This window comes from Pseudomonas sp. GD03862 (genome assembly GCF_029840855.1).
Classification (GTDB): domain Bacteria; phylum Pseudomonadota; class Gammaproteobacteria; order Pseudomonadales; family Pseudomonadaceae; genus Aquipseudomonas; species Aquipseudomonas alloputida.
Genome location: NZ_JAOCDI010000045.1, coordinates 20,795 through 39,042, shown reverse-complemented (window position 1 = coordinate 39,042; position 18,248 = coordinate 20,795). Strand labels below are relative to the sequence as shown.

At 61.3% G+C, this 18,248-nt stretch carries 17 protein-coding genes; 12 read left to right on the top strand and 5 right to left on the bottom strand.

The window, feature by feature from the left end; genetic code table 11:
• Nucleotides 1-18 precede the first annotated feature (18 nt).
• Both xdhC and guaD read left to right on the top strand, forming a co-directional pair.
• Nucleotides 19-864, top strand: coding sequence for a xanthine dehydrogenase accessory protein XdhC (gene xdhC / locus N5D53_RS22990; protein ID WP_064493458.1), 846 nt, complete (start codon nucleotides 19-21; stop codon nucleotides 862-864).
• Between the two features lie 10 nt (nucleotides 865-874).
• The gene (gene guaD, locus N5D53_RS22985; protein ID WP_010955026.1) at nucleotides 875-2,179 is read left to right on the top strand and encodes a guanine deaminase; all 1,305 of its coding nucleotides are present in this window, start codon (nucleotides 875-877) and stop codon (nucleotides 2,177-2,179) included.
• Here the strand turns inward: guaD and aqpZ are convergent.
• Nucleotides 2,176-2,874: an aquaporin Z gene (gene aqpZ / locus N5D53_RS22980; protein ID WP_014590205.1), complete on the bottom strand. Its 699-nt coding sequence runs from the start codon at nucleotides 2,872-2,874 to the stop codon at nucleotides 2,176-2,178. The genes guaD and aqpZ overlap by 4 nt on opposite strands.
• A gap of 151 nt (nucleotides 2,875-3,025) precedes the next feature.
• Nucleotides 3,026-3,781, bottom strand: coding sequence for a GntR family transcriptional regulator (locus N5D53_RS22975; protein WP_014590204.1), 756 nt, complete (start codon nucleotides 3,779-3,781; stop codon nucleotides 3,026-3,028).
• Nucleotides 3,782-4,091: 310 nt separating this feature from the next.
• Here N5D53_RS22975 and N5D53_RS22970 point away from each other — a divergent pair, with 310 nt between their 5' ends.
• Nucleotides 4,092-5,411 (top strand): NCS2 family permease, encoded by a 1,320-nt coding sequence (locus N5D53_RS22970; RefSeq protein WP_223843640.1) that lies wholly within the window; start codon nucleotides 4,092-4,094, stop codon nucleotides 5,409-5,411.
• A gap of 703 nt (nucleotides 5,412-6,114) precedes the next feature.
• Here the strand turns inward: N5D53_RS22970 and uraH are convergent.
• The gene (gene uraH / locus N5D53_RS22965; RefSeq protein ID WP_003254328.1) at nucleotides 6,115-6,468 is read right to left on the bottom strand and encodes a hydroxyisourate hydrolase; all 354 of its coding nucleotides are present in this window, start codon (nucleotides 6,466-6,468) and stop codon (nucleotides 6,115-6,117) included.
• Between the two features lie 399 nt (nucleotides 6,469-6,867).
• On the opposite strand from uraH, the gene puuE reads away from it, so the two are divergent.
• The 7 genes from puuE to N5D53_RS22930 all read left to right on the top strand — a co-directional run bounded on the left by puuE (nucleotide 6,868) and on the right by N5D53_RS22930 (nucleotide 13,837).
• Complete coding sequence (gene puuE, locus N5D53_RS22960; RefSeq protein ID WP_020193280.1) at nucleotides 6,868-7,794, top strand: allantoinase PuuE; 927 nt, start codon at nucleotides 6,868-6,870, stop codon at nucleotides 7,792-7,794.
• The gene (uraD, locus tag N5D53_RS22955; protein WP_274140619.1) at nucleotides 7,794-8,309 is read left to right on the top strand and encodes a 2-oxo-4-hydroxy-4-carboxy-5-ureidoimidazoline decarboxylase; all 516 of its coding nucleotides are present in this window, start codon (nucleotides 7,794-7,796) and stop codon (nucleotides 8,307-8,309) included. Before puuE ends, uraD begins: the two co-directional genes overlap by 1 nt.
• A 49-nt stretch (nucleotides 8,310-8,358) precedes the next feature.
• Nucleotides 8,359-8,862, top strand: a complete 504-nt coding sequence (locus N5D53_RS22950) for an ureidoglycolate lyase (RefSeq protein ID WP_003254333.1) — start codon at nucleotides 8,359-8,361, stop codon at nucleotides 8,860-8,862.
• A 44-nt stretch (nucleotides 8,863-8,906) separates the two neighbouring features.
• The gene (locus tag N5D53_RS22945; RefSeq protein WP_104886430.1) at nucleotides 8,907-10,235 is read left to right on the top strand and encodes a urate hydroxylase PuuD; all 1,329 of its coding nucleotides are present in this window, start codon (nucleotides 8,907-8,909) and stop codon (nucleotides 10,233-10,235) included.
• A 185-nt stretch (nucleotides 10,236-10,420) separates the two neighbouring features.
• Complete coding sequence (locus tag N5D53_RS22940) at nucleotides 10,421-11,776, top strand: nucleobase:cation symporter-2 family protein (protein WP_010955033.1); 1,356 nt, start codon at nucleotides 10,421-10,423, stop codon at nucleotides 11,774-11,776.
• Nucleotides 11,777-11,915: 139 nt separating this feature from the next.
• Entirely contained in the window at nucleotides 11,916-12,701 is a 786-nt protein-coding gene (locus tag N5D53_RS22935) for an outer membrane protein OmpK (protein ID WP_003254337.1), read from the top strand.
• A 353-nt stretch (nucleotides 12,702-13,054) separates the two neighbouring features.
• On the top strand, nucleotides 13,055-13,837 hold the full coding sequence (locus N5D53_RS22930) for an outer membrane protein OmpK (protein WP_003254339.1): 783 nt from the start codon (nucleotides 13,055-13,057) through the stop codon (nucleotides 13,835-13,837).
• A gap of 139 nt (nucleotides 13,838-13,976) precedes the next feature.
• Here N5D53_RS22930 and N5D53_RS22925 read toward each other — a convergent pair whose 3' ends face one another.
• The gene (locus N5D53_RS22925) at nucleotides 13,977-14,891 is read right to left on the bottom strand and encodes a DUF808 domain-containing protein (protein ID WP_020192148.1); all 915 of its coding nucleotides are present in this window, start codon (nucleotides 14,889-14,891) and stop codon (nucleotides 13,977-13,979) included.
• 132 nt (nucleotides 14,892-15,023) lie between these two features.
• Between N5D53_RS22925 and N5D53_RS22920 the strand changes: the two genes are divergently transcribed.
• A complete protein-coding gene (locus tag N5D53_RS22920) occupies nucleotides 15,024-15,635 on the top strand; it encodes a TetR/AcrR family transcriptional regulator (RefSeq protein WP_010955036.1) in 612 nt (203 codons plus the stop codon).
• 120 nt (nucleotides 15,636-15,755) lie between these two features.
• Here the strand turns inward: N5D53_RS22920 and N5D53_RS22915 are convergent, their stop codons facing one another.
• On the bottom strand, nucleotides 15,756-16,196 hold the full coding sequence (locus tag N5D53_RS22915) for a heme-binding protein (protein ID WP_010955037.1): 441 nt from the start codon (nucleotides 16,194-16,196) through the stop codon (nucleotides 15,756-15,758).
• Nucleotides 16,197-16,453: 257 nt separating this feature from the next.
• Between N5D53_RS22915 and gcl the strand changes: the two genes are divergently transcribed.
• Nucleotides 16,454-18,229: a glyoxylate carboligase gene (gcl, locus tag N5D53_RS22910; RefSeq protein WP_014590196.1), complete on the top strand. Its 1,776-nt coding sequence runs from the start codon at nucleotides 16,454-16,456 to the stop codon at nucleotides 18,227-18,229.
• Nucleotides 18,230-18,248 lie beyond the last annotated feature (19 nt).

Genomic DNA, 18,248 nt, shown 5'->3' with positions numbered 1-18,248 from the left:
GCTTAGAGAGGTTGCATCATGCACCAATGGATCAACGCCCTCGCCGACCACCAGTCCCGTGGAGAAGCCTGCGTGCTGGTGACCATCATCGAAGAGCGCGGCTCTACCCCGCGCAACGCAGGCTCGAAGATGGTGGTCAGCGCCAGCGGCCTGTTCGACACCATCGGCGGCGGCCACCTGGAATACAAGGCGTTGCACATCGCCCGGCAAATGCTCGAAGAGCAGCGCACCACCCCGCACCTGGAGCGCTTCAGCCTCGGTGCCAGCCTGGGCCAGTGTTGCGGCGGCGCCACCGTGCTGCTGTTCGAGCCGATGGCCGCGGTGCAGGCGCAGATCGCCGTGTTCGGCGCGGGCCATGTCGGCAGGGCTCTGGTACCCTTGCTCGCCGCGCTCCCCTGCCGGGTGCGCTGGATCGACTCGCGTGAACAGGAATTCCCCGAACTCATCCCCAATGGGGTGACCAAGGTCGTCAGTGAGGAACCGGTCGACGAAATCGCAGACCTGCCGCCCGGCAGCTACTGCATCGTCATGACCCACAACCACCAGCTCGACCTGGAACTGACTGCCGCCATTCTCAAGCGCAACGATTTCACCTGGTTCGGCCTGATCGGCTCGAAGACCAAACGGGTCAAGTTCGAGCACCGCCTGCGCGAACGAGGCTTCGACGAGGCCGTGATGGCACGCATGCGCTGCCCGATGGGCCTGGCCGAGGTCAAAGGCAAGCTGCCCATCGAGATCGCCGTGTCCATCGCCGGTGAAATCATTGCCACTTACAACGCCTGCTTCGGCCAGCACGACGCTGCCGCCAATGCTGGCCCCATTGCCCAGTTGCTGCCGCCCTCCCGGCGCAGCCAAGCCATTTGACGAGTGTGTTATGACCGTTACCCGCAAAGCCTACCGTGCCGCCATCCTGCACAGCATTGCCGACCCGGCCGAGGTGGGCCTGGAGGCTTCCCATGAATACTACGAAGACGGCCTGCTGGTGGTCGACGATGGCCGCATCAGCGCCGTGGGGCACGCCAGTGAACTGCTGCCGACGCTGGATGCCGGCATCCCGGTCGAGCACTACCAGGACGCGCTGATCACCCCGGGCTTCATCGATACCCACATCCACTTCCCGCAGACCGGCATGATCGGTTCCTACGGCGAGCAGCTGCTGGATTGGCTCAATACCTACACCTTCCCCTGCGAAAAACAGTTCGCCGACAAAGGCCACGCCGACCAGGTGGCGAAGATCTTCCTCAAGGAACTGCTGCGCAACGGCACCACCACTGCGCTGGTATTCGGCAGCGTGCACCCGGAGTCGGTGAATGCCCTGTTCGAAGAGGCTGAACGCCTGGACCTGCGCCTGATCGCCGGCAAGGTGATGATGGACCGCAACGCGCCGGACTACCTGACCGACACCGCCGAATCGGGCTATGCCGAAAGCAAGGCACTGATCGAGCGCTGGCATGGCAAGGGCCGCCTGCATTATGCCGTTACCCCGCGGTTCGCCCCAACCAGCACGCCGGAACAATTGACCCTGGCCGGCCAATTGCTCAAGGAGCACCCGGGCGTGTACATGCACACGCACCTGTCGGAAAACCTCAAGGAAATCGACTGGGTCAAGTCGCTGTTCCCCGAGCAGAAGGGTTATCTGGACGTCTACGATCACTTCGAGCTGCTGGGCGAGCGCTCGGTGTTTGCCCACGGCGTGCACCTGTGCGACGAAGAGTGCCAACGCCTGGCCGAAACCGGCTCGGCCGTGGCCTTCTGCCCCACCTCCAACCTGTTCCTCGGCAGCGGCCTGTTCAACCTGCCCCAGGCCGAGCGGTTCGGGGTCAACGTGGGCCTGGGTACCGACGTTGGCGCCGGCACCAGCTTCTCTCTGCTGAACACCCTGAACGAGGCATACAAGGTGATGCAGCTGCAAGGCGCGCGCCTGCATCCGTACAAATCGCTGTACCTGGCCACCCTCGGCGGCGCCCGCGCACTACGCCTGGACGACCGTATCGGTAGCCTGCGCCCGGGCAACGATGCCGACTTCGTGGTGCTGGACTACAAGGCCACGCCACTGCTGGACTACCGCATCCAGCAGTCCAACAGCATCGAAGAAACCTTGTTCGTGCTCACCACCCTGGGCGATGACCGTACCGTACGTGAAACCTACGCCGCCGGGCGCTGCGTGCACCAGCGTTAAGGTTCTTTCGCCAGGCCCCGATACAGCGCGCCGCCGATAGCAGCACCGATCAGCGGCGCCACCCAGAACAGCCACAGCTGCTGCAGGGCCCAGCCACCGACGAACAAGGCCGGCCCCGTGCTTCGCGCGGGGTTGACCGAGGTATTGGTCACCGGGATCGAGATCAGGTGGATCAGGGTCAGGGCCAGGCCGATGGCGATGGGTGCAAAACCTGCCGGTGCGCGGGCGTCGGTCGCCCCCATGATGACCACCAGGAACATCGCCGTCATCACCACTTCACTGACAAAGCCCGCACCCAGCGTATAGCCACCGGGCGAGTGGTCGGCGTAGCCGTTTGAAGCCAACCCCGCAGACAGCTCGAAACCGGCCTTGCCGCTGGCGATGAGGTAGATCACACCGGCCGCCAGAATGGCACCGATCACCTGGGCGATCACATAAGGCAGCAGCTCTTTTGCCGGGAAGCGCCCGCCCACCACCAGCCCGAACGACACGGCAGGGTTTAGATGGCAACCAGAAATATGGCCGATGGCGAAGGCCATGGTCAGTACGGTGAGGCCGAAGGCGAAGGCGACACCGAGCACACCGATGCCGAGAGGGGAACTGGCTGCGAGTACCGCACTGCCACAGCCACCAAGGACCAGCCAGAAGGTGCCGATCAGTTCGGCCCCCATGCGTTTACCCAGGGACATGCTCATGAATCCATTCCTCAAGAAGTTGAACGCAACGAATGCGCAAGCCCAACTGCTTGATGAAGGTTTGCTCACAAGAATTTAGCAGACCTTTGGGTTATGGCCAGTAGTGGCTGGAAGGGCTGCCTTGCAGCCCGTCGATCACGCAGGCAAACGATCAACCCTTGACGGAAACCTTGGGTTTTTTCAACAGATGCGAGAACACGGCATGCAAATCGTCCGAGGCGCTCTCCTCGTCCAGGTTCAGCTTGCTGTCGATGTGGTCCATGTGATGCATCATCAGGCTCACCGCCTGTTCGGCATCGCGTGCCTCGATGGCATCGATGAGCTGCATGTGTTCATCGTAAGAGCAGTGGGAGCGGTTGCCGCTTTCGTACTGGGCAATGATCAGCGAAGTCTGCGAGACCAGGCTGCGCTGGAAACTCACCAGCGGTGCATTGCCCGCCGCTTCGGCCAGCTTGAGGTGGAACTCACCGGAAAGGCGGATACCGGCACCCCGGTCACCGCGCGAGAAGCTGTCGCGCTCTTCGCGCACCATCTGCCGCAGCTCGTTGAGCTGCTCGGGGGTGGCATGCTGCACCGCCAGCTCGGTGATGGCGCGTTCGACCATGCGCCGCGAGAAGAACACCTGGCGCGCCTCTTCGACGGTCGGGCTGGCCACCACCGCGCCGCGGTTCGGTCGCAGCAGCACCACGCTTTCGTGGGCCAGGCGCGACAAGGCGCGGCGGATGATGGTGCGGCTGACGCCAAAGATCTCGCCCAGCGCTTCCTCGCTCAACTTGGTGCCCGGAGCCAGACGCTGCTCGAGGATCGCCTCGAAAATATGCGCGTAGACGATGTCGTCCTGGGTACCGCTGCGGCCGGCCTTGCCGACTCGTGCAGGTTTCTTCAGAGGTTGCAGCTGTTCGTTCATGGGCTCTCGAGGCACGAAGAGAAAGTATGGCGCCATTGTACACAGGCTGAGGCGATTCCGCAGGGGGCGTTTTACCTATATAGCCGTTGTACGACACATTGCGCATACAAAACATAAAACATTATTTGCTTTATTTGTACACAAAAGCATAATCCACCGAGCAACTTCTTGACCCATAAGTCAACAAACGGTCAGACGTCTGCCTTCCCGCGGAGCCGCCAAGTGCATCGCTCAGGAAACTGGCTCCATAACAACAAGAACGACTTGAGGAGTACTCGCTGTGGAAAGCCGCAAATCCGAAGCCCCTACGCTGGATCTTGCCCCACCGCTCGAAACGAGCTGGCTGGAGCGGATTTTCAAACTCAAGCAACACGGCAGCACCGTCAGAACCGAAATGATCGCTGGGGTGACCACCTTCATCACCATGGCCTACATCATCTTCGTCAACCCCAACATCATGGCCGACGCCGGCATCGACCATGGTGCCGCTTTCGTCGCCACCTGCATCGCCGCCGCGCTGGGCTGCCTGCTGATGGGCCTGTACGCCAACTGGCCGGTGGGCCTGGCGCCGGGCATGGGGCTCAATGCCTTCTTTACCTACACCGTGGTCGGCACCATGGGCTACAACTGGGAAACGGCGCTGGGGGCGGTATTCGTCTCGGGCGTGTTGTTCATGTTCCTGACCTTGTCGAAAGTGCGCGAATGGCTGCTCAACAGCATTCCGGTCAGCCTGCGCCATGCCATGGGGGCCGGCGTCGGATTGTTTCTCGGGCTGATCGGCCTGAAGACTGCAGGCATCATCGTCGACAGCCCTGCCACCCTGATCAAGCTGGGCTCGCTGCATGAGCCGGGGCCGCTGCTGGCGGCCGTGTGCTTCCTGCTGATCGCCATCCTCAGCTACAAGCGGGTATTCGGCGCGATCCTGATCAGCATCATGGGTGTCACCCTGGCCGGCTGGGGCCTGGGCCTGGTCAAATTTGGCGGGGTGATGTCGATGCCGCCGAGCCTGGCGCCCACCTGGATGGCCATGGACGTGGCTGGCGTGTTCAACGTCAGCATGATCAGCGTGGTGCTGGCGTTCCTCTTCGTGCACATGTTCGACACTGCCGGCACCCTGATGGGCGTCGCGCAACGGGCCAACCTGGTGGCGCCGGACGGGCGGATCGAGAACCTGTCGAAGGCGTTGAAGGCTGACAGTGCCTCGAGTGTGTTCGGCGCGGTGGTCGGTGTACCACCGGTGACCAGCTATGTGGAGAGTGCAGCGGGGGTTGCCGCAGGTGGCCGAACTGGCCTGACGGCTGTGGTGGTAGGCCTGCTGTTCATCGCCGCGATGTTCTTCGCACCGCTGGCCGGGATGATTCCGGCCTATGCGACAGCAGGTGCACTGATCTATGTTGCAATGCTGATGATGGGCAGCATGGCGCATATCCATTGGGATGAGGCCACCGACAGCATTCCGGCGATCGTCACGGTGATCATGATGCCGCTGACGTTCTCGGTCGCCGATGGTATTGCCCTGGGCTTCATCAGCTATGTGGCATTGAAGGCGGGTACCGGCAAGTACAAGGAAATCTCGGCCAGCCTGTGGGTGCTGTGCGCGATCTTCATTGCCAAGTTCGTGTTCCTCTGACCGAGGGCGCTTCTACCCCGGGGGTGGACAGTTGGATACAGCCCGTCGTAGGAGCGGGTTCACCCGCGAAGAGGCCGGCCCTGCCGGCCAATCCCCACCCGCCGTTCACCGTTGCTGCCGCCACCGTATTCGCGGGTAAACCCGCTCCTACCACGGGGGTGGACAGTTGGATACAGCCCGCCGTAGGAGCGGGTTCACCCGCGAAGAGGCCGGCCCTGCTGGCCAATCTCCACCCGCCGTTCACCGTTGCTGCCGCCACCGTATTCGCGGGTAAACCCGCTCCTACAACGGTGGACAGTTGGATACAGCCCGCCGTAGGAGCGGGTTCACCCGCGAAGAGGCCGGCCCTGCTGGCCAATCTCCACCCGCCGTTCACCGTTGCTGCCACCACCGCATTCGCGGGTAAACCCGCTCCTACCACGGGGTGGACAGTTGGATACAGCCCGTCGTAGGAGCGGGTTCACCCGCGAAGAGGCCGGCCCTGCTGACCAATCCCCACCCGCCGTTCACCGTTGCCGCCACCACCGTATTCGCGGGTAAACCCGCTCCTACCACGGGGGTGGACAGTTGGATACAGCCCGTCGTAGGAGCGGGTTCACCCGCGAAGAGGCCGGCACAGGCAACGCAAAAAACAGCAGACGAAAAAAAGCCCGCCAGTGTGAGAGCGGGCCAAAGGACCTACGAAGATTCTTCTAGCGACCAACTAGCTTCCACGATAGGTCGAATAGCTGTACGGCGAAATCAGCAGCGGCACGTGGTAGTGCTCCTGCGACTCGTCGATGCCAAAGCGCAGCACGACAACATCCAGAAACGCCTGGGCCGGCAATTGCACGCCACGGGCGCGGTAGTAATCCCCAGCGCTGAACTGCAACTGGTAAACGCCAGTGCGGTAATCGTCCCCCTGCAGCAGCGGCGCGTCGACGCGGCCATCGCTGTTGGTCAGGGCGGTGTTCACCAGCTCCAGTTGCTGGCCTTCGACGCGGTACAGCTCGACCTTGATCGAGCTACCCGGGCAGCCATGCGCGGCATCCAGTACGTGTGTGGTCAAACGTCCCATTGCGTGTCGCCTCTTGTTCAATCTGTGGGCAAAAAATACTCAGCCATCGCACCAGCTTAGCGCCTGCGGCAGGCGGGAATGACGTTATTAAGACATTCCATCCAAGGATTGTACACAATTTTTTGATCCCCTCTGTCACACCCTCCATTTGCTGCCCATAAACGACCCATCGGTCGCAAATACACGCACCATAACGATGCCAACCTCATTAGCTGACCAAACAGGCAGGTTTCTTGCACTGTATTTCCAGGTCGCTGCGAGGCGACAAAAGGGAAGAAATGCGGAAAAACAGGCTTACAAAAGATTTCAGAAGTTGTATACAATCAGCCCATCCGGTGGTGCGACATACCGACGCGGCCCGCCCACCCCCCGCACTAACGCACAAGAAGGAAGACTGCAGTGAGCGCTGATTACCCTCGCGACCTGATCGGTTACGGCAACAACCCTCCTCACCCGCAATGGCCGGGCAACGCCCGCATCGCGCTGTCTTTCGTCCTCAATTACGAGGAAGGTGGCGAACGCAACATCCTGCACGGTGACAAGGAATCCGAAGCCTTCCTGTCCGAGATGGTCGCTGCCCAACCCCTGCAGGGCCAGCGCAACATGAGCATGGAGTCGCTGTATGAATACGGCAGCCGTGCCGGTGTATGGCGCCTGCTGAAGCTGTTCAAGGACAGCGGCGTGCCACTCACCATCTTCGCCGTGGCCATGGCCGCCCAGCGCCACCCCGACGTGATCCGCGCCATGGTCGAAGCCGGCCACGAGATCTGCAGCCATGGCTACCGCTGGATCGACTACCAGAACATGGACGAGGCCCAGGAGCGCGAGCACATGCTCGAAGCCATCCGTATCCTCACCGAACTCACCGGCGAGCGCCCGCTGGGCTGGTACACCGGCCGTACCGGCCCGAACACCCGCCGCCTGGTGATGGAGGAAGGTGGTTTCCTCTATGACAGCGACACCTACGACGACGACCTGCCCTACTGGGAGCCGAACAACCCCACCGGCAAACCGCACCTGGTGATCCCCTACACCCTGGACACCAACGACATGCGCTTCACCCAGGTACAGGGCTTCAACTGCGGCGAGCAGTTCTTCCAGTACCTGAAAGACGCCTTTGATGTGCTGTACGCCGAAGGCGCCGAAGCACCGAAAATGCTTTCCATCGGCCTGCATTGCCGCCTGGTCGGCCGCCCGGCACGCCTGGCTGCACTCAAGCGCTTCGTCGATTACGCAAAAAGTCATGACCAGGTCTGGTTCGCCCGTCGCGTGGATATCGCCCGCCACTGGCACGCCACCCACCCGTACAAGAATGAGAACGCCTGATGACCGCCTTCAATACCCTCAAACCATCCACCCTGGACCGTGACGCCTTCGTCAAGGCCTTCGCCGACATCTACGAGCACTCGCCGTGGGTTGCCGAAAAAGCCTACGACCTGGGCCAACTGGGCGAGCTGGACGAGATCGAGGCGCTGCACCAGCGCATGAGCGACATCCTGCTCAGCGCCAACCACGCCGACCAGCTGGCGCTGATCAACGCTCACCCGGACCTGGCCGGCAAGGCCGCCATCCAGGGCGAGCTGACCGAATCGAGCACCAACGAACAGGCCGGCGCCGGCATTCACCAGTGCACCGCCGAGGAGTTCGCCCGTTTCACCGAGCTGAACGATGCGTATAAAGCCAAGTTTCAGTTCCCGTTCATCATGGCGGTGAAGGGCAGCAACCGGCACCAGATTCTCGCCGCCTTTGAAAAGCGCATCCACAACGATGCCGATACCGAATTCAAGGAAGCCCTGGCGCAGATCAACCTGATCGCCCTGTTCCGCCTGCTGCAGCTGTAAGCAACAGCCGAACCTTATTCAGAAAACGAACAATAGAAGAGATAAACGCATGCGCACCCTGATGATCGAGCCCTTGACCAAAGAAGCCTTCGCCCAGTTCGGAGACGTGATCGAAACCGACGGCAGCGACCACTTCATGATCAACAACGGCTCGACCATGCGCTTTCACAAGCTCGCCACGGTCGAAACCGCCGAGCCTGAAGACAAGGCGATCATCAGCATCTTCCGCGCCGACGCGCAGGACATGCCGCTGACCGTGCGCATGCTGGAACGCCATCCGCTGGGCAGCCAGGCTTTCATCCCGCTGCTCGGCAACCCCTTTCTGATCGTGGTCGCGCCCGTTGGCGATGCACCTGTATCAGGCTTGGTCCGAGCCTTCCGCAGTAATGGCAGGCAGGGCGTTAATTACCATCGCGGCGTCTGGCACCACCCGGTGCTGACGATCGAAAAGCGGGATGATTTCCTGGTGGTTGATCGCAGTGGTTCTGGCAACAACTGCGATGAGCATTACTTCACCGAGGAACAGATGCTGATCCTCAATCCCCACCAATAAGAAAAGGTCAGTCATCTTCTCGGTGACTGGCAGAGGTACATACTGTGGAAGCACACCTTCACGAATGGCTGAACCTGAGCATTCGCTGGGTTCACATGATCACCGGCGTCGCCTGGATCGGTGCATCGTTCTACTTCGTCTGGCTGGAGAACCACCTGAACCGAAGCAACCCGCGCGATGGGTTGTCAGGTGATCTCTGGGCGATTCACGGCGGTGGTATCTACCACCTGGAGAAATACAAGCTCGCCCCCCCGAAAATGCCCGAGAACCTGCACTGGTTCAAATGGGAAGCCTACTTCACCTGGATGTCCGGTATCGCCCTGCTGTGCGTGGTGTTCTACTGGAACCCGACCCTGTACCTGCTGGCACCTGGCAGCACCCTGAGCGGTGCCGAAGGCGTGGCCATCGGTATCGGTTCGCTGATCGCGGGCTGGTTCATCTACGACTTCCTGTGCGACTCGCCCCTGGGCAAGAAGCCAGCGCTGCTCGGTGCTGTGCTGTTCGTGCTGATCATCGCTGCCTGCTGGGGCTTCAGCCTGGTGTTCAGCGGCCGTGGCGCCTACCTGCACACCGGCGCGATCATCGGCACCATCATGGTCGGTAACGTGTTCCGCATCATCATGCCGGCCCAACGCCAGCTGGTGGCGGCGATCGAGAACAACCAGACGCCCGACCCGGTCCTGCCGGCCAAGGGCCTGCTGCGCTCGCGTCACAACAACTACTTCACCCTGCCGGTGCTGTTCATCATGATCAGCAACCATTTCCCGAGCACCTACGGTAGCCAGTACAACTGGCTGATCCTGGCCGGTATCGCAGTAGCCGCGGTTCTGATCCGCCACTACTTCAACACCCGCCACGACAGCAACAAGTACGCCTGGACCCTGCCCGTCGGCGCTCTGGCGATGATCTGCCTGGCTTACGTTACCGGCCCGAAACCGATGGCCGTAAGCCCTGAGCAAGCCGCAGCGAAGATCGAGTACCAACCGCTGCCGGCAACTGCGGTAGGCGGCAAGACGGCTGCCGAGCAGCGTGCCGAGGACGCCGCCAAGGCTGCCGAAGCACCCGCCGCACCTGCGCAAGCACCGGCCCAGGCCGCTGCCCAGGCCGGAGGTGGCGAATTCGACAAGATCCACAATGTCATCCAGGAACGCTGCACCGTGTGCCACTCGTCCAAGCCGACCAGCCCACTGTTCAGCACCGCCCCTGCCGGCGTGATGTTCGACACTCCGCAGCAGATCCAGGCCCAGGCCGCGCGCATTCAGGCGCAAGCGGTTGCCAGCCAGATCATGCCGCTGGGCAACATCACCCAGATGACAACCGAAGAGCGCAAGCTCGTCGGCGAATGGATCGCCAAAGGCGCCCAGGTCAACTGACAGCACCTCGCCAGGCAACCCGCCCCCAAGGGAATCACCTTCCCCTGTAGGAGCGGGCTTGCCCGCGAAGAGGCCGATAGCCCCAGCCTCAAGCTCCATGTGTTACGCAACAAGCAAGCATCGAGCGTGCAGGCATGAAGCCTGCCGCTTGGATCCGAGAATAAAAACAAAACTCGAGGTGCTGCATGTCCGAGTCACGCAAGGCGTATATCCCCATTGCGCCGCCGCGCGAACCCTTGCCCCTGTTCCAACTGATCCTGGTTGGCCTGCAACACGTTCTGCTGATGTACGGTGGCGCGATCGCCGTGCCGTTGATCATTGGCCAGGCCGCCGGGTTGTCCCGTGAAGAAGTCGCTTTCCTGATCAACGCCGACCTGCTGGTCGCTGGCGTCGCTACCATCATCCAGTCGTTCGGTATCGGCCCGGTGGGCATCCGCATGCCGGTGATGATGGGTGCCAGTTTCGCTGCCGTCGGTAGCATGGTGGCCATGGCCGGCATGCCCGGCGTGGGCCTGCAGGGGATCTTCGGCGCGACCATCGCTGCCGGGTTCTTCGGCATGCTGATCGCGCCGTTCATGTCCAAGGTTGTCCGCTTCTTCCCACCGCTGGTCACCGGTACGGTGATCACCTCGATTGGCCTGTCGCTGTTCCCGGTGGCTGTCAACTGGGCCGGTGGCGGCCATGAAGCAGAAACGTTCGGCTCGCCGATCTACCTGCTGGTGGCCGGCCTGGTACTGGCCGTGATCCTGCTGATCAACCGCTTCATGCGCGGTTTCTGGGTCAACGTGTCGGTACTGGTGGGCATGGGCCTTGGCTACATCCTGGCCGGCTCCATCGGCATGGTCGACCTGTCGGGCCTGAATGAAGCACCGTGGTTGCAGGTGGTCACCCCACTGCACTTCGGCATGCCGACTTTCAGCCTGGCGCCGATCCTGTCCATGTGCCTGGTAGTGGTGATCATCTTCGTCGAGTCCACCGGCATGTTCCTGGCCTTGGGCAAGGTGACTGATCGTGAAGTAACCCCTGGCATGCTGCGTCGCGGCCTGCTGTGCGATGCCGGTGCGTCGTTCATTGCGGGCTTCTTCAACACCTTCACCCACTCCTCGTTCGCCCAGAACATCGGCCTGGTGCAAATGACCGGGGTGCGCTGCCGCTACGTCACCATCGTGGCCGGTGCACTGCTGATCCTGCTCAGCCTGCTGCCCAAGGCGGCCTTCCTGATTGCCTCGATCCCGCCCGCAGTACTGGGCGGCGCGTCCATCGCCATGTTCGGCATGGTCACTGCCACCGGGATCAAGATTCTTCAGGAGGCGGACATCGGCGACCGCCGCAACCAGCTGTTGGTTGCCGTGAGCGTCGGCTTCGGGTTGATCCCCGTGGTGCGTCCGGAGTTCTTTGCCCAGATGCCACAGTGGATGGAGCCCATCACCCACAGCGGTATCGCCATGGCCACGGTCTGTGCCCTGGTGTTGAACGTACTGTTCAACATCCTTGGCGGTGCCGACCGCGCAATGCACAACGACGTCTGTCACCAGCATTGAGCCAAGGGGGGCGGTGCATGGCTGCCCCTCGTTCACCTCTGCAGTAACCGCTACGCCGTCGACCCGCCGGAATGGGTCGCCCGGGGCGCCTGCGCGCCAAAAAAACGCCAACAAAAACAATAAGTCCGGGAATCACAACATGAAGCGCATCACCACGTCCCTGTTGTTGGGCAGCAGCCTGCTGGCCACCCTACCCTCGCACGCAGGCGAATGGCTGCAATGGCACGGCGAAAGCCTGACCTACCTGTACGGCAAGGACTTCAAGGTCAACCCTGATATCCAGCAGACCATCACCTTCGAGCACGCCAACAAATGGAAGTACGGCGACACCTTCATGTTCGTCGACAAGATCTTCTACAACGGCAAGGCCGACCCCGGCAAAGGTGTGACCACCTACTACGGCGAGTTCAGCCCACGCCTGTCATTGGGCAAGATCTTCGACCGCAAGCTTGCCTTCGGTCCGATCAAGGACGTGCTGCTGGCCATGACCTACGAGCGCGGTGAAGGCGACAACGAGGCCTACCTGATCGGCCCCGGCTTCGACTTGAACATCCCCGGCTTCAACTATTTCACCCTCAATTTCTACGTGCGTAACACCGAAGGCAGCCGCCCCGGTGACAACGTCTGGCAGATTACCCCCGGCTGGTCTTACACCCTCCCCGTAGGCCGGTCAGACATTCTGATCGACGGTTACATGGACTGGGTTACCGACAACGACCAGACCCGTCGTGGCACCTATCACGCCAACCTGCACTTCAACCCGCAGGTCAAATACGACCTGGGCAAGGCGCTGAACCTGGGCGCCAAGCAGCTCTACGTCGGCTTTGAATACAGCTACTGGAAAGACAAGTACGGCATTGACAGCCGTGGCAACCTGGACAGCAACCAAAGCGTCGCCAGTGCGCTGATCAAGGTGCACTTCTAGGAAGTTGACCAAACGCACAAGTTTGAATCACCCCGCTCCAGGACGGAGCACTTGAGGCGCGGCGCGCAAGCCAGTAATCTGCGCGCCCCCTCGATCAGGGCAGAACGGATTCTGCCTGCGTTTACTGACCGCTCAGTCAATGAATTCGGGCGGTTGGCCAACGTGTTGCCAGCCTGAAATACCCTTTTCATCCGTTCAGAACGAAGTCGAGCAGGAAGGTTTTGCCAACCCGGAAAAGTTGGCCCAACCCTTGCCAAACAGCTGTGGCCTATCGAAAAAAGCTGACTCAAAAGACAAAAAAAGCGCCGACACCGAGCGCTGACAACAGATCAATCAAGGGAGCGACACTCGCAATGCGTACTATCAAGAGCCTGATCCTTGCCGGCGGCCTGCTGGCCTGCGGCACCACCTTCGGCGGCGACCTGCTGCAATGGCAGAACAACAGCCTGACCTACCTGTGGGGCAAGAACTTCAAGGTCAACCCGGCGATTCAGCAAACCGTCACCTTCGAGCACGCCGATGGCTGGAAGTACGGCGACAACTTCATTTTCGTCGACAAGATCTTCTACCAGGGCCAGAAAGACGCCGGCAACGGCCCGAACACCTACTACGGTGAGATCAGCCCACGCCTGTCGTTCGGCAAGATTTTCGACCAGAAGATCGAGTTTGGCCCGGTCAAGGACGTGCTGCTGGCAATGACCTACGAGTTTGGCGAGGGTGACACCGAGTCCTACCTGATCGGCCCGGGCTTCGACCTGGCCATCCCGGGCTTCGACTACTTCCAGCTGAACTTCTACAACCGCACCACCGACGGCAGCCGCGCCGGCGACAACGTGTGGCAGATCACCCCGGTGTGGTCGTACACCATTCCGGTCGGCGATTCCGACGTGCTGATCGACGGCTTCATGGACTGGGTGGTGGACAACGACGAGAACCGCCGCGGCACCTACCAGGCCAACCTGCACTTCAACCCGCAGATCAAGTACGACCTGGGCAAGGCATTGCACCTGGGTGAGAAACAGCTGTACGTGGGTGTGGAGTATGACTACTGGAAGAACAAGTACGGCATCAAGGACAGCGATGCCTTCACTACCGACCAGAACACCATGAGCTTCTTGGTCAAGGTTCACTTCTGACCTGAGTTAGCGGGGCCGCTTTGCGGCCCATTCGCGGGTAAACCCGCTCCTACAGGGGACGCGCCGGGTGCAAGGCAAACGCGGTACCTGGTAGGAGCGGGTTCACGCGCGAACCGGGGCAAAGCCCCGGCCAGGCGCCTCAATTGGCAGGTCTGAGCGCCCGCCACAACTTCCCCGCAGCACTGACCACCGCCAGCACCATGGCACCGGCCACAACCCCGACCCCAGCGTTGAGCAACGCCCCGGTAAGCGCCCCGCCACGCCCTTCGCTGAACGCCTCGATGGCATGATGCAGCGGCTCGATGCCATGCACCAGGATCCCACCGCCAACCAGGAACATCGCCGCAGTACCAATCACCGACAGGCTTTTCATCATGTACGGCGCCGCCCGCAGGATGCCGTTACCCACTGCCTGAGTCAGCCTGGAGGTTTTGCGGGCCATCCACAGCCCAAGGTCGTCAAGCTTGACGATCCCGCCTACCAACCCATACACACCAATGGTCATCACCACCGCAATGCCCGACAGCACGATGATCTGCTGGGTCAGCGGCGAGTCAGCCACGATACCCAAGGTAATGGCGATGATTTCCGCCGACAGGATGAAGTCGGTACGCACCGCCCCCTTGATCTTGGCTTTTTCAAAAGCCACCAGGTCAACGCTGGCATCGGCAACGGCCTCCTTGCGCGCCTCGTGCTGTGCCTCATCCTCTTCCTTGCTGTGCAAGAACTTGTGCGCCAGCTTCTCGAAACCCTCGAAGCACAGGAACGCGCCACCCAACATCAACAACGGCGTAACCGCCCAGGGTATGAACGCACTGATCAGCAACGCGGCCGGTACCAGGATCGCCTTGTTGACGAACGACCCCTTGGCCACCGCCCAGACGACCGGAAGTTCGCGATCGGCGCGCACGCCGGTGACCTGCTGGGCATTCAGCGCCAGGTCGTCACCCAGCACACCCGCTGTCTTTTTCGCCGCGACTTTGGTCATTAGCGAGACGTCATCCAGCAGCGTGGCGATGTCGTCGATCAGTACCAGTAGACTGCTTCCTGCCATGTTTGCTTGTATCCAAATAAGTCAATGTGCCGGATTCTAGCCCAAAGCCGCTGCCTTGAGCGCCCGTCGAGGCCGGTGCTACCATGCCCGATCCCTCTTAGAGGTGGCCAGACACGAGGAAGATCCCTGACCATGAGCACCATTCGCGAGCGCAACAAGGAATTGATCCTGCGCGCGGCCAGCGAGGAATTCGCCGACAAGGGCTTCGCCGCCACCAAGACCAGCGATATCGCGGCCAAGGCCGGCCTGCCCAAGCCGAACGTGTATTACTACTTCAAGTCCAAGGACAATCTCTACCGCGAGGTTCTGGAGAGCATCATCGCGCCGATCATGCAGGCATCCACGCCGTTCAATGCAGACGGCGACCCGAAGGAAGTGCTGAGTGCGTACATTCGTTCGAAGATTCGCATTTCGCGTGATCTGCCCCATGCGTCCAAGGTGTTCGCCAGCGAGATCATGCATGGCGCGCCGCACCTGTCTCCGAACCAGGTCGAGCAGTTGAACGAACAGGCCCGACACAACATCGAGTGCATCCAGCGCTGGATCGACCGCGGGCAGATCGCCCATGTGGACGCGCATCACCTGATGTTCAGCATCTGGGCAGCGACCCAGACCTATGCCGACTTCGACTGGCAGATTTCTGCGGTGACCGGCAAGGCCAAGTTGGCCGACAGTGATTATGACGCGGCGGCCGAGACCATCATTCGTATGGTCTTGAAAGGTTGTGAGCCTGAGGCAGCCTGAACCATCTCGAAGGGCCATTCGCGGGCAAGCCCGCTCCCAGAGGATCCACATGCCTGAAGGTTGTGGAGTCCCTGTAGGAGCGGGCTTGCCCGCGAATGGGCCAGAACAGGCAATAGAGATTTAGGCCGCTACCCCAGCATCTGCCCGCAACCCCACCTCCTCGATCGCACTGATCGCACACTGCTCGTCGATATCCGACGTATCGCCGCTGATCCCCACGGCACCCAGCACCTTGCCGTCCTGATCACGAATCAGCACCCCACCCGGCGCCGGCACCACCGGCCGCTCACCCATCCCGTTCAACGCGGCAAAAAAAGCCGGCCGCTGCTGCGCATCCAGCGCCAGCAAGCGCGAGCCCTTGCCCAGGGCAATCGCACCCCAGGCTTTGCCAGTGGCCACTTCAGGCCGAATCAGGCTCGCGCCATCCTCGCGCTGCAGCGCCAGCAGGTGCCCGCCGGCATCCAGCACCGCCACGGTCAGCGGCGCGGCATTGATCTTGCGGCCCGCCACCAGCGCGGCATTCACCAGGCTGACGGCGACTTTCAGGTTAAGAACGTTCATGGAAAGGTCCTCTTCTTGTTGTGAGAAGCCCTAAGGGCAGTTGAAAACCGATCGAACAAATAGAACACAACGAGAGATATTTTTGTATACAATATTTTGAAACGATCGTATGCGATGGCGCAAACCCCCGTTTTCACGGGCGCTCTGACGAAAGCCAGCTTAGCCGATGAAAACCCATTGACCTAAGCCGTCAGGCGTGAATACACTCTGTCGCAAAGCAAGTTGTATACAATTACAAAATCAATGAGGCACAAACCATGAGCAAAATGAGAGCAATCGATGCAGCCGTTCTGGTCATGCGCCGTGAAGGTGTAGATACCGCGTTCGGCATCCCGGGGGCTGCCATCAACCCGTTGTATTCGGCCCTGAAGAAAGTCGGTGGCATCGATCACGTCCTCGCTCGTCACGTCGAAGGTGCCTCGCACATGGCCGAGGGCTACACCCGCGCCAACCCGGGCAACATCGGTGTGTGCATCGGCACTTCCGGCCCTGCCGGCACCGACATGGTCACCGGCCTGTACAGTGCCTCGGCCGACTCCATCCCGATTCTGTGCATCACTGGCCAGGCGCCACGTGCCCGCCTGCACAAGGAAGACTTCCAGGCTGTCGACATCACCAACATCGTCAAGCCAGTAACCAAGTGGGCGACCACCGTTCTGGAGCCAGGCCAGGTGCCTTACGCCTTCCAGAAGGCCTTCTATGAAATGCGTACAGGCCGCCCAGGCCCGGTGCTGATCGACCTGCCGTTCGACGTGCAGATGGCCGAAATCGAATTCGACATCGACGCCTACGAACCGCTGCCCGTGCACAAACCGTCCGCCACACGCGTACAGGCCGAAAAAGCCCTGGCCCTGCTCAATGACGCCGAGCGCCCACTGCTGGTAGCCGGTGGCGGCATCATCAACGCCGACGCCAGCGACAAGCTGGTCGAATTCGCCGAACTGACCGGCGTACCCGTGATCCCGACCCTGATGGGCTGGGGCACCATCCCGGACGACCACGCCCAGATGGTCGGCATGGTCGGCCTGCAGACCTCGCACCGCTATGGCAACGCAACCCTGCTGAAATCAGACCTGGTATTCGGTATCGGTAACCGCTGGGCCAACCGCCACACCGGTTCCGTCGATGTCTACACCGAAGGCCGCAAGTTCGTGCACGTCGACATCGAACCGACCCAGATCGGCCGCGTGTTCACCCCGGACCTGGGCATCGTTTCCGATGCTGGCAAGGCACTGGACGTGTTCCTGGAAGTGGCCCGCGAGTGGAAAGCCGCCGGCAAGCTCAAGTGCCGCAAGGCCTGGCTGGAAGAGTGCCAGGAGCGCAAGTCGAGCCTGCAGCGCAAGACCCACTTCGACAACGTGCCGGTCAAGCCGCAGCGCGTCTACGAAGAAATGAACCAGGTGTTCGGCAAGGACACCTGCTACGTCAGCACCATCGGCCTGTCGCAGATTGCCGGCGCGCAGTTCCTGCATGTGTACAAGCCTCGCCACTGGATCAACTGCGGCCAGGCCGGCCCGCTGGGCTGGACCATCCCTGCTGCGCTGGGCGTGGTCAAAGCCGATCCGAAGCGCAAGGTTGTGGCGCTGTCGGGTGACTACGACTTCCAGTTCATGATCGAAGAGCTGGCGGTAGGCGCACAGTTCAACCTGCCGTACGTCCACGTGCTGGTGAACAACGCCTACCTGGGCCTGATCCGCCAGGCGCAGCGTGGCTTCGACATGGATTACTGTGTACAACTGGCGTTCGAGAACATCAACTCGACCGACGCTGCCACCTACGGTGTCGACCACGTCGCTGTGGTCGAAGGCCTGGGTTGCAAGGCCATCCGTGTGTTCGAGCCAGCAGAAATCGCCCCTGCCCTGCTCAAGGCTCAGAAGATGGCCGAAGAGTTCCGCGTGCCGGTGGTGGTTGAAGTGATTCTCGAGCGTGTGACCAACATTTCCATGGGCACCGAGATCAACGCGGTCAACGAGTTCGAAGACCTGGCCCTGGTCGGCAACGACGCGCCAACCGCCATCTCGCTGCTGGACTGATCGCCTGACGCCCCCAGGC

Bases quoted from the DNA above. Each gene is read 5' to 3' on its own strand.
- xdhC (WP_064493458.1), top strand. From the start codon at position 19: ATGCACCAATGGATCAACGCCCTCGCCGACCACCAGTCCCGTGGAGAA.
- guaD (WP_010955026.1), top strand. From the start codon at position 875: ATGACCGTTACCCGCAAAGCCTACCGTGCCGCCATCCTGCACAGCATT.
- aqpZ (WP_014590205.1), bottom strand. From the start codon at position 2,874: ATGAGCATGTCCCTGGGTAAACGCATGGGGGCCGAACTGATCGGCACC.
- N5D53_RS22975 (WP_014590204.1), bottom strand. From the start codon at position 3,781: ATGAACGAACAGCTGCAACCTCTGAAGAAACCTGCACGAGTCGGCAAG.
- uraH (WP_003254328.1), bottom strand. From the start codon at position 6,468: ATGGGACGTTTGACCACACACGTACTGGATGCCGCGCATGGCTGCCCG.
- uraD (WP_274140619.1), top strand. From the start codon at position 7,794: ATGACCGCCTTCAATACCCTCAAACCATCCACCCTGGACCGTGACGCC.
- N5D53_RS22950 (WP_003254333.1), top strand. From the start codon at position 8,359: ATGCGCACCCTGATGATCGAGCCCTTGACCAAAGAAGCCTTCGCCCAG.
- N5D53_RS22940 (WP_010955033.1), top strand. From the start codon at position 10,421: ATGTCCGAGTCACGCAAGGCGTATATCCCCATTGCGCCGCCGCGCGAA.
- N5D53_RS22935 (WP_003254337.1), top strand. From the start codon at position 11,916: ATGAAGCGCATCACCACGTCCCTGTTGTTGGGCAGCAGCCTGCTGGCC.
- N5D53_RS22930 (WP_003254339.1), top strand. From the start codon at position 13,055: ATGCGTACTATCAAGAGCCTGATCCTTGCCGGCGGCCTGCTGGCCTGC.
- N5D53_RS22925 (WP_020192148.1), bottom strand. From the start codon at position 14,891: ATGGCAGGAAGCAGTCTACTGGTACTGATCGACGACATCGCCACGCTG.
- N5D53_RS22920 (WP_010955036.1), top strand. From the start codon at position 15,024: ATGAGCACCATTCGCGAGCGCAACAAGGAATTGATCCTGCGCGCGGCC.
- N5D53_RS22915 (WP_010955037.1), bottom strand. From the start codon at position 16,196: ATGAACGTTCTTAACCTGAAAGTCGCCGTCAGCCTGGTGAATGCCGCG.
- gcl (WP_014590196.1), top strand. From the start codon at position 16,454: ATGAGCAAAATGAGAGCAATCGATGCAGCCGTTCTGGTCATGCGCCGT.